The 23529-nt window shown below is 66.0% G+C and carries 23 protein-coding genes; 13 read left to right on the plus strand and 10 right to left on the minus strand.

Features of this window, described 5'->3' with window-relative positions:
* Positions 1-25 precede the first annotated feature (25 nt).
* Together ASC78_RS02525 and ASC78_RS02530 are read left to right on the plus strand one after the other, a co-directional pair.
* Positions 26-268: a hypothetical protein gene (locus tag ASC78_RS02525; protein WP_055795805.1), complete on the plus strand. Its 243-nt coding sequence runs from the start codon at positions 26-28 to the stop codon at positions 266-268.
* A gap of 61 nt (positions 269-329) precedes the next feature.
* Entirely contained in the window at positions 330-587 is a 258-nt protein-coding gene (locus tag ASC78_RS02530; RefSeq protein WP_157634357.1) for a hypothetical protein, read from the plus strand.
* 21 nt (positions 588-608) lie between these two features.
* Here ASC78_RS02530 and ASC78_RS02535 read toward each other — a convergent pair whose 3' ends face one another.
* A complete protein-coding gene (locus ASC78_RS02535) occupies positions 609-2594 on the minus strand; it encodes a sensor histidine kinase (RefSeq protein WP_055795809.1) in 1986 nt (661 codons plus the stop codon).
* Positions 2595-2787: 193 nt separating this feature from the next.
* Between ASC78_RS02535 and ASC78_RS02540 the strand changes: the two genes are divergently transcribed.
* The gene (locus ASC78_RS02540; RefSeq protein WP_055795987.1) at positions 2788-3927 is read left to right on the plus strand and encodes a hypothetical protein; all 1140 of its coding nucleotides are present in this window, start codon (positions 2788-2790) and stop codon (positions 3925-3927) included.
* Between the two features lie 96 nt (positions 3928-4023).
* The gene (locus ASC78_RS02545) at positions 4024-5148 is read left to right on the plus strand and encodes a 3-deoxy-7-phosphoheptulonate synthase (RefSeq protein ID WP_055795990.1); all 1125 of its coding nucleotides are present in this window, start codon (positions 4024-4026) and stop codon (positions 5146-5148) included.
* 10 nt (positions 5149-5158) lie between these two features.
* Here ASC78_RS02545 and ASC78_RS02550 read toward each other — a convergent pair whose 3' ends face one another.
* From ASC78_RS02550 to ASC78_RS02560, 3 genes are all read right to left on the minus strand, one after another.
* Positions 5159-5971: a class I SAM-dependent methyltransferase gene (locus ASC78_RS02550; RefSeq protein WP_055795812.1), complete on the minus strand. Its 813-nt coding sequence runs from the start codon at positions 5969-5971 to the stop codon at positions 5159-5161.
* A gap of 75 nt (positions 5972-6046) precedes the next feature.
* Positions 6047-6958 carry a hypothetical protein gene (locus tag ASC78_RS02555; protein ID WP_235504963.1) on the minus strand — a complete coding sequence of 304 codons (912 nt, stop codon included), beginning with the start codon at positions 6956-6958 and terminating at the stop codon, positions 6047-6049.
* 44 nt (positions 6959-7002) lie between these two features.
* Positions 7003-8340, minus strand: a complete 1338-nt coding sequence (locus tag ASC78_RS02560; protein WP_055795816.1) for a glycosyltransferase — start codon at positions 8338-8340, stop codon at positions 7003-7005.
* 132 nt (positions 8341-8472) lie between these two features.
* On the opposite strand from ASC78_RS02560, the gene ASC78_RS02565 reads away from it, so the two are divergent.
* Positions 8473-9057, plus strand: a complete 585-nt coding sequence (locus tag ASC78_RS02565) for a Bug family tripartite tricarboxylate transporter substrate binding protein (RefSeq protein ID WP_443082701.1) — start codon at positions 8473-8475, stop codon at positions 9055-9057.
* A 3-nt stretch (positions 9058-9060) separates the two neighbouring features.
* Here ASC78_RS02565 and ASC78_RS02570 read toward each other — a convergent pair whose 3' ends face one another.
* Entirely contained in the window at positions 9061-10197 is a 1137-nt protein-coding gene (locus ASC78_RS02570) for a YihY/virulence factor BrkB family protein (RefSeq protein ID WP_055795820.1), read from the minus strand.
* A gap of 131 nt (positions 10198-10328) precedes the next feature.
* Entirely contained in the window at positions 10329-11861 is a 1533-nt protein-coding gene (locus ASC78_RS02575) for a sensor domain-containing diguanylate cyclase (RefSeq protein WP_055795823.1), read from the minus strand.
* A gap of 199 nt (positions 11862-12060) precedes the next feature.
* On the opposite strand from ASC78_RS02575, the gene ASC78_RS02580 reads away from it, so the two are divergent.
* The gene (locus ASC78_RS02580; protein WP_055795826.1) at positions 12061-13830 is read left to right on the plus strand and encodes a tannase/feruloyl esterase family alpha/beta hydrolase; all 1770 of its coding nucleotides are present in this window, start codon (positions 12061-12063) and stop codon (positions 13828-13830) included.
* Between the two features lie 44 nt (positions 13831-13874).
* Here ASC78_RS02580 and ASC78_RS02585 read toward each other — a convergent pair whose 3' ends face one another.
* Genes ASC78_RS02585 through ASC78_RS02595 form a run of 3 tightly spaced genes read right to left on the minus strand, consistent with a single transcriptional unit; the run spans position 13875 to position 16340 of the window.
* Positions 13875-14585, minus strand: a complete 711-nt coding sequence (locus ASC78_RS02585) for a substrate-binding domain-containing protein (protein ID WP_082517396.1) — start codon at positions 14583-14585, stop codon at positions 13875-13877.
* Between the two features lie 20 nt (positions 14586-14605).
* A complete protein-coding gene (gene ligK, locus ASC78_RS02590; RefSeq protein ID WP_055795832.1) occupies positions 14606-15307 on the minus strand; it encodes a 4-carboxy-4-hydroxy-2-oxoadipate aldolase/oxaloacetate decarboxylase in 702 nt (233 codons plus the stop codon).
* A 4-nt stretch (positions 15308-15311) separates the two neighbouring features.
* Positions 15312-16340 (minus strand): amidohydrolase family protein, encoded by a 1029-nt coding sequence (locus ASC78_RS02595; RefSeq protein ID WP_055795994.1) that lies wholly within the window; start codon positions 16338-16340, stop codon positions 15312-15314.
* Between the two features lie 195 nt (positions 16341-16535).
* Between ASC78_RS02595 and ASC78_RS02600 the strand changes: the two genes are divergently transcribed.
* The 3 genes from ASC78_RS02600 to ASC78_RS02610 are packed head-to-tail and all read left to right on the plus strand — an operon-like array spanning position 16536 to position 18971.
* Complete coding sequence (locus tag ASC78_RS02600) at positions 16536-17828, plus strand: LysR family transcriptional regulator (protein WP_055795834.1); 1293 nt, start codon at positions 16536-16538, stop codon at positions 17826-17828.
* A gap of 33 nt (positions 17829-17861) precedes the next feature.
* Positions 17862-18266, plus strand: a complete 405-nt coding sequence (locus ASC78_RS02605) for a nuclear transport factor 2 family protein (RefSeq protein ID WP_055795837.1) — start codon at positions 17862-17864, stop codon at positions 18264-18266.
* Between the two features lie 51 nt (positions 18267-18317).
* Positions 18318-18971 carry a glutathione S-transferase family protein gene (locus ASC78_RS02610; RefSeq protein WP_055795840.1) on the plus strand — a complete coding sequence of 218 codons (654 nt, stop codon included), beginning with the start codon at positions 18318-18320 and terminating at the stop codon, positions 18969-18971.
* Positions 18972-19055: 84 nt separating this feature from the next.
* Here the strand turns inward: ASC78_RS02610 and ASC78_RS02615 are convergent, their stop codons facing one another.
* Positions 19056-19466 carry a nuclear transport factor 2 family protein gene (locus tag ASC78_RS02615; RefSeq protein ID WP_055795843.1) on the minus strand — a complete coding sequence of 137 codons (411 nt, stop codon included), beginning with the start codon at positions 19464-19466 and terminating at the stop codon, positions 19056-19058.
* 279 nt (positions 19467-19745) lie between these two features.
* Between ASC78_RS02615 and ASC78_RS02620 the strand changes: the two genes are divergently transcribed.
* Genes ASC78_RS02620 through ASC78_RS02635 form a run of 4 tightly spaced genes read left to right on the plus strand, consistent with a single transcriptional unit; the run spans position 19746 to position 23379 of the window.
* Positions 19746-20411: a haloacid dehalogenase type II gene (locus ASC78_RS02620; protein WP_055795845.1), complete on the plus strand. Its 666-nt coding sequence runs from the start codon at positions 19746-19748 to the stop codon at positions 20409-20411.
* Positions 20411-21514, plus strand: a complete 1104-nt coding sequence (locus tag ASC78_RS02625) for a phosphotransferase (protein ID WP_055795849.1) — start codon at positions 20411-20413, stop codon at positions 21512-21514. The genes ASC78_RS02620 and ASC78_RS02625 overlap by 1 nt, the downstream gene beginning before the upstream one ends.
* Positions 21511-22863 carry an aspartate aminotransferase family protein gene (locus ASC78_RS02630; protein WP_055795854.1) on the plus strand — a complete coding sequence of 451 codons (1353 nt, stop codon included), beginning with the start codon at positions 21511-21513 and terminating at the stop codon, positions 22861-22863. The genes ASC78_RS02625 and ASC78_RS02630 overlap by 4 nt, the downstream gene beginning before the upstream one ends.
* A gap of 15 nt (positions 22864-22878) precedes the next feature.
* Positions 22879-23379, plus strand: coding sequence for an Lrp/AsnC family transcriptional regulator (locus ASC78_RS02635; RefSeq protein WP_055795856.1), 501 nt, complete (start codon positions 22879-22881; stop codon positions 23377-23379).
* Positions 23380-23529 lie beyond the last annotated feature (150 nt).

The raw sequence follows: 23529 nt of genomic DNA on the forward strand, positions 1-23529 counted from the left end.
GCTTCTTCTTTTGCCGCCCGTCTGCATGGCGGAGACCGCGCTCGGGTCAGGCAGAGCCACTGCCCAGTTGGGCTTTGCGGTGGTCGTGCCGCCGGTGATGCGCGTGCTGCAGGTCACTTCCCTGAAGGACGGCGTCGAGTACCGCATCTGGACCAACACCAGATCGGCCTTCTTCAATGGCCGCGAGTACCGCTTCCCCAAGGTGGGCGAGTACACGCTGAAGATGCCTTCGTCCCCGCAGGGGACGTACCTCATTCACGGCCTCTGAAGCCGCCGGGCCGCGGCTGCAAGCGCCGGCCGGCGCCGGCCGTCTCACTGCTTCCCTAGCCATGGCGACATCCTATTGGACCCGCATGTGCGCGAACTGCCGTCATGGCCGGCTCGTGCTGCAGCACGACCTCACCAATCGCCGCGTCTATGCACACTGCGAAGACTGCGAAATGGGCTGGCTGCGCGCGGCCGAGCAGGCCGATCCCGACAAGGGGTTTCTCACGCTGCTTGGCGATTTTGGCTTCGTCGACGCGAGCCTTGACGAGATCGCCCGCTCCGAATGGGTGGAGCACGTCTGCGGGTCGTTCGACAAATGAGTGCCGAACCCTGCCACGTGGTCAAGCCCCCTCGGGTTTGAAAGCACTCGGGGTCGGCACAGCCCCGTGATGAAGGGGCAGCCAGAGGGTGAAGCGGGTTCCGGCACTGCCCGATTCCCAGCTCACGGCGCCGCCGATGGCCGATGCGCGCCGCTGCTGGTTGCGCAGCCCCCGGCCGCTGCGGCGCAGGGCCTCGTCGACGTCGAAGCCAGCCCCGTCGTCTTCGATCACCACGCGCACGCCTTGTCCATCCGAGGCGGTGCTGAAGCAGATGAGGGTGGCGCGCGTGTGGCGCAGCACGTTGGCCACGCATTCCTGCATGATGCGCAAGATGTGCAGGGCGCTGCTCGGGTCCAGCCAAGGCAATGCAGGCACCGACTGCACTTCCCAGCGCAGCGCGAGGCCGGCGCTCTCGATGCGCGGCGCCAGCCGGAAGCGCAGGGTCGCCAGCAGCAGCAGCAGATCGGCGTCCACGCTTTCCATGGAGTCGATCGCCAGCTTCAGGTCGTCCATGCAGCCCTTGAGCACGCCGGAGATCTCGGCCTCGTTCATGGCGCCCTGCTCCACCGAACGGATGGCGCTGATCAGCGACGAGCCCAGGCCGTCGTGCATGTCCTGCATCAGGCGCCGGCGCTCGGCACCCAGCATGTGCTCGTTCTCGATCACGCGCATCCGCTGGTAGCTTTGCTCCAGTTCGGCTTCGCGCGCCTGCAGCCGCTCGGCCAGTCCCTTGTTCAGCCGACCCACCTCGGCGAACGCGCCCGTGTAGCGCTGGAACATGATGTAAGAGAAGATGAAGAACAGGCCGATGATGGCGTAGGGCGAGGTGTACACGCTCTCCGGGCTGACCAGGTTGTTTTGCAGCAGCCCGTCGTACGAGGTGAATGCGACAGCCAGGACGGCCCAGCCCGCCACCAGCCGTCCCTCGGGTAATCTGGCGCGCAGTGCCTTGCGCAAATTCACCGTGAAGATCAGCACCGCCACGGGCAGCACCATCAGGTTGAGCAGCGGCGTGACCAGGTACAGGCTGGCCAGCGCCGCATGGGGCAGCGTCGCGATGCTGATGGCCGTTGCGAGCGCCACCGACGAACGGGTCAGCCAGGCCGAGGGCTGCTGGTGCAGGCGCTGCAGAAACAGGTGGATGAGAACGATCAACCAGAGCAGCGAGGCCACGGTGATCCATTCGAACCACTCGTCCGAGACCGGAAGGTGGTCGCCGCTCACGTAATAGTGCAGCGTGCGCAAAAAGGCCATCGCAGAGATGGCAAAGAACAACAGGTAGAGCGATCCACGCCTTTTGCCCCACCACACCGCGAATGCAAACGCACCCACCGCGAGGAACGCGGCGCTGCCCATGAACGGCAACTGCACCTGCAGCAACTGGCGCACCTGGTAGCGCCAGTTCAGCGAATCGTGGTCGCCCACCCATAGCGTCGAAAAACCGCTGCCGCTGCTGCGCAGCCGGTCGACGCGAACCAGCACCGACGACGGGGACAGCGCATGCGCGGTCGCATTCAAGGGCAGCAACAGCGGATGGTTGTAGCCGTTGTGCACCGGACTCCCGTGCGATTGATACAGCAGGACGCCGTCGCCATACACCGCGATGTGGCCCAGCGTCTTCCAGCGCGGAAGGTAGAGAAAGCGCTGCTGCGCCGACGGCGCGAGCTGGGCCAGATCGATGCGGTACCAGTCGGTGACGGTTCGCACGCCACCGGTCGACGTGGGGACCAGTTCGCGCCCGGCCGTGTACGGAAGGCTGACCGCCTTCCATCCCTCGCTCGGCAGCTTGGCATCCTCGGCGCGCCGCGGCGGGGCGGAATAGCCCGAACCGGAAACGGACAGCAATTCGGCATGGGTGACGTGAAGAACGCCGCCCGGCTGCTGCACCTCGTCCGCCCTCGGGGCTTCATTGGCGTGCGCACATGTCACGGCGGCCAGCGACAAGGCAAGCCACAGTTTTGCGGTCCACCGGCCGGCCCGTGAACCACCCTTGCGTCCGGGCGTCATGAAAGGCTTCTGCCCGGGATGCCAGCATGACCCGCCACCATCGCGACAGGAAGACTGCGGTGGCCAGGGACAACGGGAGACGCTTTCATCAGGTCACAATTATGTGCCGGACCCTCTCGCAGCGCACTGCATCGCATCGCGCCAGGCGAGTCGACCAATTTGCCCCGGCGCCATGGTCTGGTACAAAGCCTCCATGACGGTCCCACTCGCGGCCTCCATCGTCGATCTCCTGCTCGGGCTGAAACTCGGGGCTTCCGACAAGGCCGCTCGCGATCGCTGGTCGCTCGAGGGCGTCACCTGGAAATCGGAACAAGATGGCGCGATCGAAGTCGGCGCTCGCCAGTTCGAGGCGATCGCGCTTCGGCTGGCGTCGGGCGCGCTCACTCTGGAGATCGACCGCATTGCCGTGCGTGAACTCGTGGGGCAGCTGCGGACTGACGCCGGCGCGTTGCATCTGTCGGCCTTGGAGGCCGCCGAGGCCGAGCTCTCGGGCGTGAGGCTGCAGGGTCCCTTGACCGTGCCGCCGCAACTGCTGGCCGCGTGGCAGGCCTTGCGGAGTGCGGATGAGGCGGTCACGCCCAGCACCGCCGCCGACGCTTGGTGCCTCGGCCCGCTCGACGCGGCAGACGGCACGATCCGCGGAGAGATCGCCGACGCGCACCTGCTGTTCGACGCCGATGTCACCGTGCCCATTCGGCAGGGGCACATCGACTTCAACGACGCCACGGTCGAGCATGTGGGACCGGACTCGCGCATGGGCGTGAGTCGGCTGGGCCTGTATGTCGACGCGCCGAATGGGCGCAGCTATCTTTACCAGTTCGCATCGGCACCACTCGCAGGCGTCGAATTCGAGCGTCGCGGCGCTTTGCTGAGCCCGTGGGTCTCGGAGCGCGGCAAGCTGCACCTGAAGACTTTCGCCGAGACGATGCTGCGCCAGAGTGCCGGGGGCCAGGGCCACGGCTTGACGGAGCAGGCGCGCCTGTTGCTCGGCCGGACCGCGCTGTCGGGCGAGGTGCAGCTCAGCGACGGACTCTTTGCCGTACCGGGCCTGCACGTGCGATTGGAGGGGCGCGCTGAGGGCCGCAATGCGGTTGTCATGCGCTCCGATGCCCTGGGCCAGGGATTGACGGTGGAGATGGCCGCGCTGTCGGCCGGCAAGGCCTTGGTGGATTGGCGGGGCGCGCAACTGGCCTGCGACAAGATCACGGCACGGCTCAAGCTCCAGCTGCGGGTCGAAGGGCAGCAACTGCGCTTCGTCCTCGAGATCGAGAACTGCAAGGTGGTCGGAGCGCGGGTCGATCTTCGTCCACATCGGGACGCTCGAAACGCGTAGCGGACGGCGGCAACCTGGCTGTATCGCAAGCGCGCCGGCCGTGGGCGCCTTCGAGACGACAATCGAAGGAGCCCGTTTGAAATCACAGCCATGACCATGCCCCGCCTCGACGACCCTCTCCACGACGCCGAAATCGGCTCCCGCGACAGCACGCTCGACACCACCCGCATCGACGACGTGCGCATCGGCGCCGTTCGTCCGCTCATGACCCCTGCCCTGCTGCAGGAACGCGTGCCCGTGCGCGACAACACCCTGGCGCTGGTTGAAGGCAGCCGCGCGGCCATCGCCGACGTGCTGCACGGCCGCGACGACCGGCTGATCGTGGTGGTCGGCCCCTGCTCCATCCACGACCACGACCAGGCCATCGAATATGCGCAGCGCTTGAAGGCGGTGGCCGATTCCCTGCAGGACGACCTGCTGATCGTGATGCGGGCCTATTTCGAGAAGCCGCGCACCACCGTGGGCTGGAAGGGCTACATCAACGACCCGCACCTGGACGGCAGCTTTGCAATCAACGAAGGGCTGGAGCGCGCGCGGCGCCTGCTGCTCGAACTGACCACGCTGGGGCTGCCCACCGGCACCGAGTTCCTCGACCTGCTGAGCCCGCAGTTCATTGCCGACCTGATCGCCTGGGGCGCCATCGGCGCCCGCACCACCGAAAGCCAAAGCCACCGGCAGCTGGCGTCGGGCCTGAGCTGCCCCGTGGGCTTCAAGAACGGCACGGACGGCAGCGTCAAGGTCGCGGCCGACGCCATCCTGGCGGCGCGCGCGCCGCATGCCTTCATGGGCATGACCAAGATGGGCATGGCGGCCATCTTCGAGACGCGCGGCAACGACGACTGCCACGTGATCCTGCGCGGCGGCAAGGCGCCCAACTATTCGGCCGCGGACGTCGCGGCGAGCTGCGAGGCGCTGGTGGCGAACGGGCTGCGGCCGCAGGTCATGGTCGACGTCTCGCACGGCAACAGCAGCAAGCAGCACCAGCGGCAGATCGTGGTGGCCGAAGACGTGGCAGCGCAGATCGCGGCCGGCGAGCGGCGCATCACGGGCCTCATGATCGAAAGCCATCTGGAGGAAGGACGGCAGGACCTGAAGCCTGGCGTGGCACTGAAGCACGGCGTCTCGATCACCGATGCCTGCATCGGTTTTGCCCAGACCGTTCCGGTGCTTGAAGGCCTGGCGACCGCGGTCAAGGCGCGGCGGCGCTTGTCGAAGGTTTGAGGCTGGGGGGCTATTCCGCCGCCACGATCACATGCGCCTGGATCTTGCCGGCCACCGGGCCTTTGCCGTGGCGGCTTTCCATGGCTTCCGCGGCGCGGTCCGTGGCCAGCTGTAGCAAGCTGGCGTCGCGCGCCTCGATCTCGTTGCGCAGCGGCGTTCCCTGGCAATAGGCCATGGCCACGTCGCGCGCCGAAGGCCCGCGGCTCAGCTTTTCTCTCGTTTCGATCTGGACATTGGCAAAGCCCGCGCGGCCCAAGTCGTCGCGGATCCGGGCGACGTCGTGATAGCCGTGCGGGGTGCGGGCCAGGAATCGCGGCGGATCGTTCGGAAACAGCGTGGCCACCGCGTTGGTGATGTCGTCGGCGAAGGCGTTCTCTTCGATGCGATCCCAGACACTGAACACAAAGCGCCCGCCCGGCCTCAGCACGCGGCGCGCCTCAGCGTAGCCCGCGACACGGTCGGGAAAGAACATGGCGCCGAACTGGCAGCAGACCACGTCGAACGAGGCATCTTCGAACGGCAGGTCGAGTGCGTCCGCCTGCCGCCATTCGATACGGGAATCGGGCGGCTGCCGGCTGGCGGCATAGTCGAGCATGGGCGGATTGAGATCGGTCACCACGTAGCGCGCGTCAGCGCCGAGCTTTGGCGCCAGCGACCGCGTGACCACACCGCTTCCCGCTGCCGTTTCAAGGACCGCGCCGGGCGAGAACCCCGCGACCAGCTCAGCCGTGTCGTCGGCATAGGCCTGGAAGATCAGGGGCACCATCAGCGTGTCGTAGAGCTTCGGGATCGAGCCCGCAAACACCTTGTCGCTCTCAGCCATGGAGATCTCCTTGATAGCCCTGCCGGCGAGACGCCATGGTGGCCCGCGCAAGCCATCCGCGTCAATGTGGGCCGCTCAAAAAAGAATGATCCACTCGCCGCGCACGTAGCGGTACTGGTAGCTGGGTCCCGAGAAGGTGGTGCTGCGGCTGTAGCCGGCACCGAAGCGAAACACCTGCGACCCCCTCACGGGACTTTGCAGGCTGAAGTCCAGCAGTCTGGTCGGCTGGCGCAGTTCGTGATTGATGGTCTCGTTGCCAAGCCCCGCCGTCACAGCGGCAGTCCATCCCTGGAAACGCTGCCGCCAGCTGACCGCGAGCATCGACTCGGCGTAGCTCTTCGGATTGAAATAGGCCCGGTCGACGTCCTCATGGGTGCTCCGGTACGTGCGATAGCGCGCCTGCAAGGTCAGGCCCAGGTCGAGCGACGGCTGATAGATCAGCCGCAGGCGACCGTGGTCCCGCCGGTTGCCGTCGGAGAAATACTGCTGCGCCACCAGTCCCACCAGGGTCACGTGGCTTCCGAGCCCCTGATCCACGGCCACGCCAACAAAGGAAAAATCGATTCCCCGGTCGAGGGACTTGGGTGTTTCCACCCAGTCGCGCGTCAGGAGAAACTCCACCGCCGTGCTTTTTGTGGGCGAAATCCGGTAGTTGCCGTCGAGCGTCAGCAGCGTATGCCCGCCCTGCTGGAACACGCCGGCCTCCATCGCCCCTCCGTCGCCGGTCCTGGTTTCGATCGAACGGGCGAGGAATGAGATCTTCTGTCCGGCGCGCCGCCAACTGTCCTGCCTGTATTGGTAGTCGCCCAGCCGGAACCCCAGGAAGCGATCTGCATTTTCAAAGGCAGGAAAGAATTCCACCGACACGCGCCGCGATTGAAAATGATCGCTGTCGTTGGTGAGGAAGAATTCCGTACCGAAAGCCATGCCGGCTGATTTTTCCTTCTCTTTCGTTTCTTCCGCCTGGCAGGGCGCCGCGATCAGCACCACGAATCCCAGAGGAAGCGCGGCAAGGTATCTCGTCACTCCGCTCATTTGGTGCCCCAGGCTTTGGGCTTTCTCAACAGCTCATCCAGGTAGCCGAGGATGCTGGCGGGCTGCAGAATCAGGCTGTACAGCAGCACGTAGACAAAGAACCCCTGGACATTTTTGCGCACGACCAAGCCTGTCTTCTTGAACATCTGGCGTTCGATGGAAAACATCAGAAGACTCAATGCGAATGCGGCCGGCAACAGCGCGAGCGTCATGAGCCCCACGATCCAGTAATAGCCGAAGAGGGCCAAAACCAGTCCCGGGATGAATCCGATGGTGAACGCCAGGTCCAGCCAGGGAAACAACAGGTTCCAGTACACGAAAAAAGTCGACAACCGGGATTTGAGGAGGATCCCCGGATGCTTGATGAAGGCTTCCGTCATGCCGCGCGCCCATCGCTGGCGCTGCTTCACCAATTGCTTGACGGTACTGGGCACATTGGTGAACAGGCAGGCGTCCTCGCAGTGGCCGACCCGGTAGCCGGCCTTCAGCAGGGCCCAGGTGAGCACGATGTCTTCCCCCACGCACTCGGGCCATCCGCCCACTTCGGCGAGCGCGGCCCGGTCGTAAACCGAAAAGGCACCCTGCGCCACCAGGGTGCCCTGGAACAGCGATTGAACCCGCTTGATGGCGGAAATGCCGTGGAAGTAGTCCCATTCCTGGCAGCGCGTGATCCAGTTCTGGCGTGAGTTCCGCACCAGGATTTTTCCCGCCACGGCGCGCGTGTTCGGTGGGTCCGCCTGATATCGCTCGACGATATTGGCCAGCGCTCCCCGGTACAGAAACGAGTCGGCATCGACCGTGATGACCAGGTCGTGCAGGACTTCCTTCAATCCGATGTTCAACGCGCGAGCCTTGCCCCCGTTCTTCTTCAGGTCGACGAAGGTCAGCCACGGGTATTGATCCAGCGCACGTTCGACGACCGCAGCTGTGTTGTCCGTCGAACCGTCGTTGATCACGATGACCTGCAATCCGCCGGGGTAGTTCTGATGGCCGATGCTGACGAGCGTCTCCTCTATGGACGCTTGCTCGTTGTATGCGGCAACCAGGATGGATATCGGAGGGTAGACAGTCAACGGGCGATGCGGCGGCCTCTTGTCCAGAATCAGGCTGATGGCCAGGAACGCATTCATGAAACCCGGAATGATGGCAATGCCATACACCAGGAAAACAGCCAGCACCAAGCCCACGTGGTCTTGCAGATCCGCGAACCACGGCTCCGCGGCCCAGATTGAAAAACCCATCCAGGCACTGGCGCCGATCAACGCGATAAGAAACTTGCCCGATACCGGCAGGTAGAGCATTCGCCGCAGCGCTTTCCGGCCGTCTTCGTTCATGTCGCCCTCGATAGTCCTAAAAATGTAACGCGCACGGCGCTTTGTGAACAGTCTGTTTACATTTGTCGAGGCGAGTTAGCAACTATGTAAACGAGGAGCCTGCGTCGCCCGGCCCGCTTCGCGCCGCTGGTCATCATGGCCAGCAAGCTCTCCGGCATCCGGAGCTACGCGGAATTCGAGGCGGCGGCGCGCAAGGACGGCCGCATCGACTTCGGCTCCGGAGGCCCCGGCTCCATCGGACACATCCACGGCGAGCTGCTCAAGAAGATCACGGGGATCAACATGGTGCACGTGCCCTATCGCGGCGGCGCGCCGATGACCACCGACCTGATCGCCAACACCATTCCGGTGGGCATCGACGTCATCACGGCCTATGTGCCCTTCTTCAAGAGCGGGCAGCTGCTGCCCCTGGCCGTGACGGGCTCGCAGCGCTCGCCCCTGATGCCGGAGGTGCCCACCATTGTCGAACTCGGGCAGCCCAGGCTGGTGCTCGAGAACTTCTTCGGCCTGTCCGGTCCGGCCAGGCTGCCGGCGGACGTGGTCGCGCGGCTCCATGCCGCCTGCAACGACGTGCTGGTGATGCCCGAGATCCAGAAGAAGCTCACCGAACTCGGCATCGTGGCCAAGCCTGAAACGACCGCTGCGTTCAACACCTTCGTCAAGGCGCAGGTGGACGTGCTCGGCCCAACAGTCAGGAGCGCGGGAATCAAGCTCTAGCGTTCAGCGCACAGCCCTCGCGCCGCGCGCGCGGGCCGCGCCACGGCGCCTCAGCCTGCGCCGATGCCACGTCACCAGGCTGGTCGCCACACTGATCGCGAACAGGCCGACCACCTGCTGCAGGAGCTTGGCGGCGGCCACCCGCGTGCGTTCCTCGAGCCTGTCCCGGGTGACTTCGACCTCCTCGAGCGTTTCGATGTCGCCCGTTGCGTGCTGCCGCACGGCAGCGCTCTCGGTGCCCTGTTCCGCTTGCTGCGCCGCCACTTCCGTCGCGGCCTTGGCCTTGCTCGCGGCGACCGAGCCATGAGCGTTGGCATAGACCTTGGTGAATTCCGCGCCGAGCAGGAAGACCTGCGCCGCGTAGTACACCCACGCCAGCAGCACCACCAGCGATCCGGCCGCGGCGAAGGATTCGGTGACGCTGCTCTTGCCAAGGTAGAGGCCGATCAGCACCTTGCCGACCTCGAACAGCAAGGCCGTCACTGCCGCGCCGATCCACACATCGGGCCATGCGATCGGCGCGCTCGGCATGAGCTTGTAGATCATGGCGAACAGCAGCGTGAGAATGCCCAGCGTGACCAGGGCGTTGAGGGTTTGAAGCAGCAGCTCCCAGCCCGGAAAGAACCCGACACTCCAGTTCCCCAGCGCCGCGAGCACGGCACTGACGACGAGCGACACCATCAGCAGGAACGCGAGCCCCAGGATCAGCCCGAACGACAGCACGCGTGCACGCAGGATGCCCCAGATGCCGCTGGGCTTCACGCGCTCGGGGACATGCCAGATGCGGTCGAGCGCGCTTTGCAGCTCGGCAAACACGGTGGTTGCGCCGACGATCAGCACCACGATGCTGATGCCGCCGGCAATCAGCCCGCGCGACGGCTCGTTCGCGCTCTTCACCAGCGCCTGCACTGCCAGTGCGCCTTCCTGCCCGATCAAACCCGCCAGCTGCGCGGCGATCTGGCCCTGCACCGCCTCCACGCCGAAGAGCGCGCCCGCCACCGCGATCACGATCACCAGCAGCGGCGCCAGCGAGAACATCGTGTAGTACGAGATTGCCGCGCCCATGCTCGGCGCGTAATCGTCCACCCAGGCCACGGCGGCCTCCTTGCACAGGCGCAGCAGGTGCTTGAGCTTGTTCATGGCCCATCGAAGCTCGCTCTTTCATGCAAGCGTTGCTGTAGGTAGACACCGCTTCAGCGTGCAAGGTCCGCGCCGTCGGCATGCGGCGCCCGCCGCGCTCGCGCTCGCCTCTGCGCTGCTGGCGCTTCTGCCTAGGCGGGCACGGCCTTCGGTGATGGGCACACGCGATTGCGGCCGCCCGCCTTGGCCGCATACAGGGCCTGGTCCGCGGCGCGGATCAACTCCTTTGGCTGCGTGGCGCCGGGCATCGGCTGGAGCGCATCCACGCCGGCGCTCAAGGTCACGAAGCCGTCCGCAGTGCCGGCGTGAACGATCTTCAGGTCGCGAACGGCGCTGCGGATGCGCTCCGCGAGGATGACGGCGCCGGCCACGTCGGTGTTCGGCAGCAGCACCGCCAGCTCTTCGCCGCCATAACGGGCCGCCAGGTCCCCCGGACGCCGGCCCGCGACGCGCGCGATGGTGCGGCCGATCGTCTGCAGGCACTCGTCGCCGGCCGCGTGGCCGTAGATGTCGTTGTACTGCTTGAAGCAGTCCACATCCATCATGATCAGCGCGAGCGTGCTCGCATTGCGCATTGCGCGGCCGAACTCGTTGTCGAGCGTCACGTCGAACTGCCGGCGGTTCGCGAGCCCGGTCAGCCCGTCTTCCATGGCCAGCGTATTGAGCGTCTTGTTCAGCGACTCGAGCGCATCGCGTGCCTGCCGCAGCTTGTCCTCGGTCTGGACCTGGAGCTGGAACTGCTTGACCAGCCGCCATCCGACAAAACCGACCACCAGCGCGAGCAGCAGCACGCCGACCGAATGCCAGATCGTTTCGCGCCACCAGTTGGCCAGGATCTCGTCCTTGGACAAGGCCGCGGACACGAACAGCGGATAGTTTTCGAGGCGGCGGAAACTGTTCAACCGCATCGTGCCGTCCTGCGCCGAGCGGATGTACGCGGTGCCGACCGCGCCCTGCTCGACGTAGGCACGAAAGAGGCCCGTCTCCCGCATGTCGCGCCCGACCACGTCGGGGCTGTAGGGCCGGCGGGCCATCATCGTTCCGTTGTCAAGCACCAGCCCCACCGCGCCCGCCTCGCCGATGTCGAGGCTGTCGTAGAACTTCATGAAGAAGTCGACGTCGATCGTCGCAAGCGCCACCCCCGCAAAACTGCCGTCCGGATGGTTGATGCGACGAGACACCGGCACGAGCAGTTCGCCGCTGGTCCGGCTCTTCACCGGAATGCCGATGTGCGGTCCGCGCTCCTCGTTCGTGCGGTGAAAGATGAAGTACTCGCGGTTCGCATTGTTGAGGTTCTGCGGCGGGATCCGCCGCGAGTTCGCGACCCAGTTGCCGTCCTGGTCGTAGATGTGCAGGCCGTTCAGGTGCGGAAATTCATCGACCTGCGCGGCAAGCACCTTGCGAAGCCGCTCGACCGCCGCCGGACCGGTGCCGTCGTGCTCGACACGCTCGACGATGCCGACCAACGCCGAGTCGGCCGCCTTGAGCGTGTCGTCCGCCTGCTGCGCCATGGCGCGCGCGAGGTTCGACGCCGCCACGTTCATCTGATGCAGTTGCTCCGTGCGCGACTGCCAGCTGTTCCATCCGTCGATCGCCAGCAGGCCGAGGCAGACCATGGCCACGAAGGCCACCGTCCGGTAGGTGATGGAGGGTCGGCGAAACACGATGCGCTTTGAGTGAATCCTGTAAGTGTCGGTCGCACTTTGACACATCCCGGGACCCATCGCCTGACCAAGGCGAAAACAAGGCGCAACCCGTCGCCTGGTTTGAGGGTTTGCCCTATTTTTTAGTTATTTAACAAAACTATATTGGTTATCTCAAATAACTTCATCAAAGCCGGCACGACCCGGCAAGGAGACACGGATGAACCGGATCATGTTCTCTTCATGGCGCCCGACCTGCGCCGCATGGGCCGCAGCCTCGCTGCTCGCCGCCTGCGGCGGCGGTGGTGGTGGTGGTGGCGGCGCAGGTGGCTTCGGGTTCGTTCCAGCGACGCCTTCGTCTGGCGGCTCCCCGCTGACTGAAGCGCGCCCCGGCACGCTGCAGGCGTGCGCCGATCTGGCAGGCGCGGCGGCATTCGGCAATACGGTCTACACCAGCATCACGACGGTCGCGGCCGGCACGCTCGTCGTCGCCGGCGTAGGCACGCCAACGCCGGAGCACTGCCTGGTGCAGGGCCAGATGAACCAGCGCACCAGCAGCGTCGATGGCAAGACCTACGCCATCGGCTTCGAGATGCGCCTGCCGGTCAGCTGGAACGGCCGGTTCTTCTACCAGGCCAACGGCGGACTCGACGGCAACGTGGCGCGCGCAACGGGCAGCATCGGCGGCGGCGCACCCACGAGCACCGCGCTGCACCGCGGCTTTGCAGTGATCAGCTCCGACGCGGGGCACTCGGGCGCGCAGATTCCGACCTTCGGCATCGACCCGCAGGCGCGCCTGGACTACGGCTACAACGCCGTCGCCCAACTCACGCCGATGGCCAAGAACCTGATCGCCAAGGCCTACGGTCGCGGGCCCGACCGTTCCTACTTCGGCGGCTGCTCCAACGGAGGCCGCCATGCGATGGTGGCCGCGGCGCGGTCCGCGAACCAGTACGACGGCATCCTGGCCGGCAACCCCGGTTTCAACCTGCCGAAGGCTGCGGTGGCCCAGCTCTATGGCGTGCAGCAATATGCCAAGGTGACCACCGCCACCACGCCGGCCGGCAAGCCGGACCTGCAGACCGCCTTCACGCCCGCGGAAATGACCACGGTGGCCAATGCGGTGCTCGCGCGCTGCGACGCCCTCGACGGCGCAACGGACGGCATCGTGGCGGACGTGCAGAGCTGCAAGCAGGCTTTCGACCTGGCGAGCGCCGTGCCCACCTGCGGTGCCGCGCGCAACGGCAGCTGCCTCACGGCCACGCAGAAAACCGTGCTCGACAACATCTTCTCGGGCGCGCGCAACAGCGCCGGCACGCCGCTGTACAGCAGCTTTCCGTACGACGCCGGCATCAAGGGCGCCGACTGGCGCCAGTGGGAGTTTGCCAACTCGCAGAACCTCGACACGGCCGCCGTGGGCTTCGTCTTCAGCACGCCGCCGCTGGGCACCAGCCGCCCGCCGGGCATCGACTTTGCGCTGGGCTTCAGCATGGACACCGATGCGCCGACCATCTTCGCGAGCACGACGCTCTACACCGAGTCCGCGATGTCGTTCATGACGCCGCCCAACCCCGCCAACCTGTCGGCGCTTCGCGAGCGCGGCAGCAAGCTCATCGTCTACCACGGCACCAGCGATGCGGTGTTCTCGTCCGACGACACGACGCACTGGTACGAGCAGCTGCGCGCGGCCAACGGCGGCGATGCGTCCGGCTTTGCCCGCTTCTTCCCGGTGCCCGGCATGAACCATTGCAGCGGCGGCCCGGCCACCGACCAGTTCGACATGCTGGCACCGCTGGTCGCGTGGGTGGAACAGGGCAAGGCGCCCGCGGCCGTGACTGCCAACGCGCGCGGGCCCGGCGCCAACGTGGTCAACGCCGAAGTGCCGGCCGACTGGTCGCCTGCCCGCACACGGCCGCTGTGCCCGTACCCGCAGACGGCGGTCTACATGGGCGGCAGCCTCGAATCGGCCGCCAGCTTCGCCTGCCGATAGCCACAGGCCGTTCCCGCCCCCAGACCTGCGCCAGGCGCAGTGCTTCAGGCGGGTTCCATGCCGTGGCGGCGTTTGGCGCCGGCGCTCTCCACCGAGCCCATGAACGCGAGCAGCGCGCGCACCGCCTCCGGCTGTGCGCCGCCGCCGATACCCGGTGGGGCCGGTGCGGCCGGCGCAGCCGAGAAGACGGTCGTGATCTGGATCGCAGGCGGCAACGAGCCGATCAGCGCGATGCCGCAGGCGCCGATGAGCTCGCTCAATTGCTGGAATCCCAGCTCGGCCTCGCCGCGTGCCAGCAGCGATGCGACAGGCACGCCCGGGGGCGCCTGCACCAAGTGGCTCTGGACGTCGCCGGCGATGCCCCAGCGATCGAACAGCGCCATCAGCGCGATGCCGCTCGGGCCGGTTGAGTAAGCGATGCGCGGTGCTGCCCGCACGGCGCGGCGCAGCGCCTCTTCGGTGGAAATATCGGGATGCGGCGCACCGGCAGGAACCGCCACCGCCACGCCCGAACGCACCAGGTCGACCCTGCCCGCGGCATCGAGTTTGCCCGCTGCCACCAGCTTGTCGATGGCGTCCGAGGCCAGCACCACCACGTCAAACAGCTCGCCCGCCGATACGCGCCGGGCGGCCTCGACACCGCCGATGGCCATGAAGGAGACCGGCACGCCCGTGTGCTGCGCATACGTGGCCGCGAGTTCATCGAGCAGCCCGCGAGTCGCCATCGAGCAAAGGCCCTGGATCGGTGTCGTCATTCGTTGCCTCATTCGCGTGGTCAGTCGACGTAGCGCAGGCCGGCCTTGGCCAGCAGCTCGCGCATGGCATACACGTCCAGCCCAAGCTCGCCGGCCGCGAAGCGCTCGCGCTTGGCCGTCTCGTTGGCTTCGCGCGCTTCGGCCGCATCGGCCACCTGCTGCGCGCGCGCAGCGGGCACCACCACAACGCCGTCGATGTCGGCCACCACCACGTCGCCCGGATATACCAGGGCGCCCGCGCAAACCACAGGCACGTTGACCGAGCCGAGCGATGCCTTGATCGTTCCCTTCGCATGAATGGCGCGGCTGAACACCGGGAAGCCCATGGCGTTGAGGTCCCGCACGTCGCGCACGCCGCCGTCGATCACCAGGCCCTTGCAGCCGCGCGCCTTGAACGAGGTGGCGAGCAAGTCGCCGAAGAAGCCGTCGGTGCTGTCGCTGGTGCAGGCCGCAACGACCACGTCGCCGGGTTGGATCTGTTCGGCCGCCACATGCAGCATCCAGTTGTCGCCAGGCTGCAGCAGCACGGTGACGACGGGTCCGCAGAAGCGCGCATCGGGATGGATGGGACGGATGCGCGGCTGCATCAGGCCGAGCCGGCCGAGCGCCTCGTGCACAGTGGAGACGCCGAAGCGCGAAAGCTTTTCGACGGCGGCGGCGTCCGCACGCGTGATTTGACGGTGAACCACGCCGAGCTGTTGAAGGGTGTTGGAGGTAGTCATGAGATCAGAGTCCCTTGGCGATGAGTGCGCGGTCAAGGCGCGGGTACACGCGGCGTGCATTGCCTTCGAACACCTTGTGCCGCGCCTCGGCATCGAGCATGGGTGTCGAATCGATGTAGCGACGCGTGTCGTCGTAGAAGAAGCCTGTCTCCGGATCGATGCCGCGCACAGCGCCGATCATTTCGCTTGCGAACAAAATGTTGTCGACCGGGATCACGCGCGTCAGCAAGTCGATGCCCGGCTGGTGGTACACGCAGGTGTCGAAGAAGATGTTGTTCAGCAGGTGGTCCTTGAGCAGCGGCTTCTTCATCTCCTGCGCCAGCCCGCGGAAACGCCCCCAGTGGTAGGGCACGGCCCCGCCGCCGTGCGGAATCACGAAGCGCAGCGTCGGAAAGTCGGTGAACAGGTCCGAAGTGAGGCACTGCATGAAGGCCGTGGTGTCGGCATTCAAGTAGTGCGCACCGGTGGTGTGGAAGCAGGCGTTGCAGCTGGTGCTCACGTGCACCATGGCCGGGATGTCGTGCTCGACCATCTTTTCGTAGAGCGGATACCAGTGGCGGTCCGACAGCGGCGGCGAAGTCCAGTGTCCGCCCGAGGGATCGGGGTTGAGGTTGATCGCCACGAAGCCGTATTCGCGCACGCAGCGCTCCAGTTCCTGAATGCAGCTGCGCGGGTCCACGCCCGGCGACTGCGGCAGCATGGCCGCGCCGATGAAGTGGTCCGGAAACAGCTCGCTCACGCGAAAGCACAGCTCATTGCAGATGGCGGCCCAGGTCGACGACGTTTCGAAATCGCCGATGTGATGCGCCATGAAGCTCGCACGCGGGCTGAAGATCGTCAGGTCGCTGCCGCGCTCCTTCATGAGGCGCAGCTGGTTTCCCTCGATCGACTCGCGCAATTCGTCGTCGCTGATCTTGAGGTCGGCGGCGCGCGGCTTCAGCGCGGGATCCGCGAGGCCCGCGATCTGCTGGTTGCGCCAGTTCTCCAGCGCCTTGGGCGCCGTGGTGTAGTGGCCATGGCAGTCGATGATCATTGGCAGTTCCGTGGGTGGCTTGGTGGTGCTTGCCGGCGCAAAAGCGTGCGCCAGCCCTTGCGGCAAGTGTGATTCGCCGAACCGCCGCGTGGGGTGAGTTCGGGTTGGCCTACCATCAGACTTTTTTATCGTTCAGGGTTTACCGCGGAGCCGGCCGGCTCCTCCTGGAGAGAACATCTGCAAGAAGCAAAGCCCGTGCACCCACGAGACAAAGTTATCGACCGGGCGCATGCTGGTGCGCTGGCCATCAACCTGCGGCACCTGCACGCGTTCTCGGCCGTGGCCGCGGCCGGCAGCATCGCCAGGGCCGCGGAGGAGCAGCTGTTCCGTGTTGCCTCGGGCGTCACGCGGTCCATTTCCGAACTCGAAGGCACGCTGGGCCAGGCACTGTTCGACCGCGGCGCGCGCGGCATGACGTTGAACTCGTATGGCGACCTCGTGCTGGTGCGCGCGCGTCGCATCGAGCGCGAGTTCGAGGACGCGCGCACGCAGCTCGTGGCGCGCGGCGGCCTCGGCGCCTCGGCCGACGCGCATTCGCTTTTCGCGTCGATCCTCAACGGCCGGCGCCTCGCGGTGATCGCGAGCTTGGTGGAGAAGCGCAACATGCCCGCGGTTGCGCGCGAATTCGGCATCACGCAGCCTGCCATCAGCCGCGCGCTGAAGGACCTCGAAGGCGGCCTCGGCGTCGCGCTGCTCGAACGCAGGACGCGTGGCCTCGTGCCCACGCCGGCGGGCGAGATCGTGGCCTTCCACTTCAAGCGCGTGCTCGCGGAGCTGCGCCATATCGGACCCGACATTGCCGCGAGCGAGGGCATGCTGCAAGGCAGCGTGAACGTCGGTGCGCTGCCGCTCGGGCGCACACAGATCCTGCCGCTGGCCATCGCCTCGCTGCTGGCACGCCATCCAGGGCTGCACATCGCGACCGTCGAAAGCCCGTACGACGCTTTGGCGGCCTCGCTGCGAAACGGCGACATCGACTTCATTCTCGGCGCGCTGCGCAGCGGCGCGGAGGCCGGCGACCTGCAGCAGGAAGCGCTGTTCGAAGACCGCATCTCGGTGATTGCCCGTGCCGGTCATCCGCTGGCGCGCGCCGCGCGCGTCGACTTCGATGCCTTGCGCCAGGCGACCTGGGCGCTTTCGCGGCACGGCACGCCGTCGCGCGAACTGCTGGAGCGCTTTTTTTCCGCCGCGCGGCAAGCGCCTCCCGTTCCGGCGGTGGAGACCGGCGACCTTGCGGTGCTGCGCGGCCTGCTGCTGGAGAGCGACATGCTGACGGCCATCTCGGCCCACCAGCTGCGCTATGAGATTCGCGACGGCAGCCTCGTCGTGCTCGACTTTCCGCTCGACGAAACGCGGCGCGAGATCGGGCTCACCCAACGCCTCGGCGCATTCCCGTCGCCGGGTGCGCGCGCGCTGATGGAGGAGATTCGCGCGGTGGTCCGCCGCTCGCCCGATTTCCCCATCGCCAAGCTGAACTCAGTAAACTGAACACCCGCGCGAAGGCTCTCAGAGGTGCCCATCATGCAAATCGCGATTCCCGAAATGACCACGGACGTACTGCAAGCATTTGCCGACGCGTGGAATCGCCACGATGTCGATGCCCTCATGTCGTTCATGACAGACGACTGCGTCTTCGAATCGTCTGCCGGCGCCGATGCCTGCGGCACCCGATACGTCGGCGTCGAGGCCGTGCGAGCTGGCTTCGCCGAGGTCTGGGCCGCCTTTCCCGATGCCCACTGGGGCAACGCGCGCCATTTCGTCCACGGAGACCGTGGCGTATCGGAGTGGACGTTTACCGGAACGCGCACGGACGGAACGCGCGTTGAAGTTCAAGGCTGCGATCTGTTCACTTTCCGGGCCGGCAAGATCCTGCTCAAGAACTCCTACCGCAAGAACCGGGTGTCCCCTGCCGTGCCAACGCGTTGAGGTGTGGCCGGCAAGCTGCCGAGGGTCAGTTCAAATCAGCGGGGACGTCCTATGAAACCCACCATCACCGCCTTCGAGCGGTCGCCTGACCGCGGCAGGGGACTGGCGCGCGACATGCGCGTTCGCTGGGCGCTCGAAGAAGTGGGGCAGCCCTACGATGTTCGCCTCGTTTCGTTCAAGGAGATGAAGGAGCCCGCGCACCGTGCGCTTCACCCATTCGGGCAGATTCCAACCTATGAAGAAGGCGGTCTCGCGCTGTTCGAGTCAGGAGCCATCGTGTTCCATATCGCCGAGCGCCACGCCGGCCTGCTGCCAGGCGATCCGACAGCACGTGCGCGCGCGATCACTTGGATGTTTGCCGCGCTCAACACGATGGAGCCGCCCATCCTCGATCGCGAAATCGCCACGCTCGTGGAGCGCGACAAGACTTGGTACGGCGAACGCCTGCCTGTCCTGGAGGATCGCGTGCGTACAAGGCTGGGCGAGCTTTCCAGTCGGCTCGGCGATGCCGATTGGCTCGATGGTGCTTTCAGCGCTGGCGACCTGCTGATGGTGACGGTGCTGCGCAGGTTGAGCGGTTCGGGATTGCTGGACCCCTATGCGAGCCTGTGCGCCTACATCGCGCGCGGCGAGGCGAGGCCGGCCTACCAGCGCGCTTTTGCGGATCAACTGGCGGTTTTCACTGGCAAGGCCGGAACACGCTGATGAGTCTGTGCCCTGGGACGATGCTGTTTTCGGGACGCGGCCGTCTGCACTTCGTTGATGGTGCAATTTCGGTCGATCGCCCGATCAGCTGGGCGCGGCCGGCGCTGCGGGTTCGTAGGGAGCGGTCGGGGTGCCCTGGTGGAAGCTCATCTGCCACCCCAGCGTCGAGCGCTCCCAGACCGAGGAGCGCAGGGTAAATCGGTCAAGCGTTCCGTTGGCCAGAAGATGCGCTGAGCGGTAAGTGAGCAGAGCGACGACTTCACCGAGGCGCCTCACCTCGAAGCGGTCCGCGACAACGACCGCATGCTGCGCTTGCGCAGGCAGCCGCGACAGGATGTCCGCCTTGGCGTAGGCGGCTCCGGGACGGCCAAATTCTCGGAAGTCGTCGTGCAAGAGCGCGTCGAGCCTTTCGGTGTCGCTGCGCGCTGCTGGCTTGTGCAGTTCAACCTCAAGGGCCTGCAGCAACAAAAGAAGTGACGTGTCCGAGGCTTGCATCGAGGAACCAGGCGGGCTGGGCGCCCGTAGAGATTGTTCAACTATAGCGAGCCATGTCAATCTTTCTGGAGATCGCTGCAAATACCGCAGCCATTGCAAGCAGCGCATGTTCCACCCCCGCAAACACCCAGTGCGTCTCAGACCCCGAACAGCACCACCAAAAAATGCCAGACCCCCTGCGGATTGACAAAGAAACTGCTCGGGATCCGCTGCGATATGGCATCTCCTGTAGAGGGGGCAGTCCTAGACTTGTTTCACCTCAACGCAGCAGGTCTACACATGATCTTCAAACCCAAATTCATCAGCTTCGACTGCTATGGCACGCTCATCAACTTCGAGATGGGGCCGACGGCAAAAGTCCTGTTCAAGGACCGCGTATCGGCCGACCGGATGCCGGCATTCCTGGACAGTTTCAAAGCCTATCGCCTCGATGAGGTGTTGGGCGAATGGAAGCCCTTCTTCGACGTGGTGGAGAACTCCATCCAGCGTGCCTGCAAGGCGCATGGCGTCGAATGCGTGGCATCGGATGCGGTCGCTTTGTACGACGCCGTGCCAACCTGGCAGCCGCACCCGAACGTGGTCGAGGTGCTGGAGGCGATTGCGCCGCATGTGCCGCTGGTGATTCTGTCGAACTCGATGACCGACCTCATCCCTCACAGCGTTGCGCACCTGAAGGCGCCTTTCCACGCGGTCTACACCGCCGAGGAAGCGCGCGCGTACAAGCCGCGCATGCAAGCCTTCGAGCACATGTTCGACCGGCTCGGCTGCGGGCCCGGTCAGATGATGCATGTCTCGTCGAGTTTCCGGTATGACCTGATGACGGCCTCCGACCTGGGCTTCATGGCCAAGGCCTTCATCGACCGCGGTCACGAGCCGACGTCGACCGAATACGGCGTGAGCCGCTTGACAGACGTTCGCCAGCTTCCGGCACTGCTCGGACTCTGATGTTCAGCCCCGACTCCCACCCTGGACCCCAGGGGGCGACGCCTGAAGGACGCTCGAGCGAGCTTGCTGCGCTGAGCACCGCGGCGCCCAACCTGGCGCCAGCCGAGGTGCAGGCGCTGGTGGCGCGCCTCTACGGCATCGACGGCAGCGTGAAGGCGCTGGCCGGCGAGCGCGATCAGAATTGCGCCGTCGAGTCCGCTGATGGCACCCGCTACGTGTTCAAGATCAGCAACCCCTCCGAGCCAGTGTCGCTGGTCGATTTCCAGATCGCCGCACTCGAGCACATCGCCCGCATATCGCCGAGCCAGCCTGTGCCCCGCATCGTGCGAACGCTGGACGGCCGCGCGCGTGACACCGTGACGCTCGCCGATGGCACCCAGACCACCGTGCGCATGCTCACCTACCTGGCGGGCATCCAGATCCGGGAGACACCGCGCACCGCTGCGCAGCGCGTGGCGATGGGCAAAGGCTTGGCCGAACTGAACCTGGCTCTGCAAGGCTTCACGCACCCCGCGGCCACGCACGACCTGCTGTGGAACGTGTCGGCCGCGCATCGCCTCACCGTGCAACTCGACAGCCTGGTCGAAGGACCACGACGCGCGCTGGCCCAGTCGTTCATGACGCGCTTCACCGACCATGTGTTGCCTCGGCTTGCGTCGCTCCGGGCGCAGGTGATCCACAACGACTATCACCTCTACAACGTGCTGGTCGCGCCGGACGACCAGGCGCGCATCACCGGCATCATCGACTTTGGCGACATGCTGCATGCGCCACTGGTCGGCGAGGTGGCGACGGCTGCCGCCTTCCACATGACCGGCAGCACCGACCCGTTCGAGGGACCGGCGCAGTTCGTCGCTGCCTACCAGGCCGTTCTGCCGCTGACCGAGCCGGAGCAGGACGTCGTCGCCGACCTGATGGCGACACGCCACCTCATCACGGCGTTGATCTCGGAGTGGCGCGCCCTGCGCTATCCCGAAAACCGCGCCTACATCATGCGTCACAACCCCGCGGCCTGGGAGGCGCTGTCTCAGATGGCGGACCTCTCCCGCCACGAATCACGCGACCGCTTGCTGACCTCCACACGAAATGGAACCTCTTCATGAAAACCACCGCTGACTTCAACATGGTCAACGCCTACATCCCCGGCCGCGCCAATGTCGGGCCCGCCACCGAGGCCATGATCGAGCGGCGCAACGCGTTGCTCGGCCCGGCTTACCGGCTGATGTACGAACACCCGCTGCACATCGTGCGCGGCGACGGCGTGTGGCTGATGGACCCCGAAGGCCGCCGCTACCTCGACGTCTACAACAACGTCACCTCGCTCGGGCACTGCCATCCCGCGGTGACCGAGGCGATCTGCCGCCAGGTGCAGACGCTCGCGACCAACACGCGATACCTCCACGACACCATTCTCGAGCTGGCCGAGCGTCTGATCGCCAGCGTGCCCGGAACGGACCTTGCCCACCTGATGCTGACATGTACCGGCAGCGAGGCCAACGACCTGGCCTATCGCGTCGCCAAGGTGCGCACCGGCGGCACGGGTGTGATCGTCACCGACACCGCCTACCACGGCATCACCGACGCCGTGTCGCAGTTCTCGCCATCACTCGGCGCGACCGTCGACCTCGGCCCGCACGTTCGCCTGGTGCCGGCACCGCGCCAATACCACGCCGAAGGCGCCGACCTTGGCGAACGTTTCACGCGCGACGTCGAGGCGGCGATTGCCGACCTGCAGCGGCACGGCATCAAGCCGGCGGCCTTGATCGTCGATTCGCTTTTCACCAGCGACGGTATCCTGCCCGGGCCTGCGGGCTTTCTGAAGGGGGCGGTCGAAGCGATCAAGCGCGCGGGCGGCCTGTTCATCGCCGACGAGGTGCAGCCGGGCTTCGGCCGCACCGGCGAGCACATGTGGGGCTTCCAGCGCCACGGCCTCGTTCCCGACATCGTCACCCTGGGCAAGCCGATGGGCAACGGCCAGCCGATTGCGGGTCTCCTCGCGACGGCCGACGCCCTGGCGGAATTCGGCAAGCACTCGCGCTACTTCAATACCTTCGCCGGCAACACCGTCTCATGCGCAGCGGCCCTGGCGGTGTTGGAGACCATCGAACGGGAACGGCTGGTGCCGCACGCAGCCAAGATCGGCAAATTGCTGCTCGACGGCATCGCCGGGCTCGCTGCCAAGCATGAAGCCATCGGTGACGTGCGAGGCGCGGGGCTCTTCGTGGGCGTCGAGCTCGTGTCGGACCGCAAGACCCGGGCGCCGGACCGCGGCCTCACCAGCCGCGTGGTCAACCTGATGCGCGACAAGGGCGTGCTGCTCAGTGCCTGCGCGCAGGGGCACAACGTGCTCAAGATCCGTCCGCCCCTGGTGCTGTCGGCGGAGCAAGCCGGCATGGTGATCGATGCGCTCGACGAATCGCTTGCCGAGGCGCAGCGCATGCCGCCGACTTGACCCTACCATCGCGCCATGAGCTCGGCAGTTCCGTTCGACAGGTTTGACCTCAAGATCCTTGTGCATCTCCAGCGCGAGGGACGCTGCTCGAACGTCGACCTGGCGGCGTCGTTGGGCCTCAGCCCCAGCCCCTGTCTCCTTCGCACCAAGCGGCTGCAGGAGTGCGGGCTGATCCGCGGCTACGGCGCCGACATCGCGCTGGAAAAACTGGGGGATCACGTCACCGTGTTCTCGGAGGTCACCATCAGCAGCCACCGGCCGCATGATTTCCGCAAGTTCGAGCAAGCCGCCTCGACGTACGAGGAGATCGTCGAGTGGTACAACGTCAGCGGCGGCTACGACTACCTGCTGAAGATCGTGGCACCCGGCGTCGGCTACTTTCAGGCGCTGATGGAAAAGATGCTGGAAGACGACATCGGCATCGAACGCTTCGCCAGCCGGATCGTCCTGCGCCAGTCGCTGGGACGCCGTGGGTACCCGCTGGGCATCATCGCGAATCAAAAGCGTTGGGAGTGATGTTTCTGATGGTTGTGATGCCGCCGCTTTGGACTTCATGCGCTCGGGGCGTCATCGCGCGGGCCTTCGCCTCCAAGGCGGCGGCGCAAGAGATTGGCGCAGCATCGTCAGAAAGGCCGTTGCCCGCGCACTTCGCCCGAAGCGGGTGCC

It is taken from the genome of Variovorax sp. Root318D1 (assembly GCF_001424835.1).
Taxonomy (GTDB): Bacteria; Pseudomonadota; Gammaproteobacteria; order Burkholderiales; family Burkholderiaceae_C; genus Variovorax.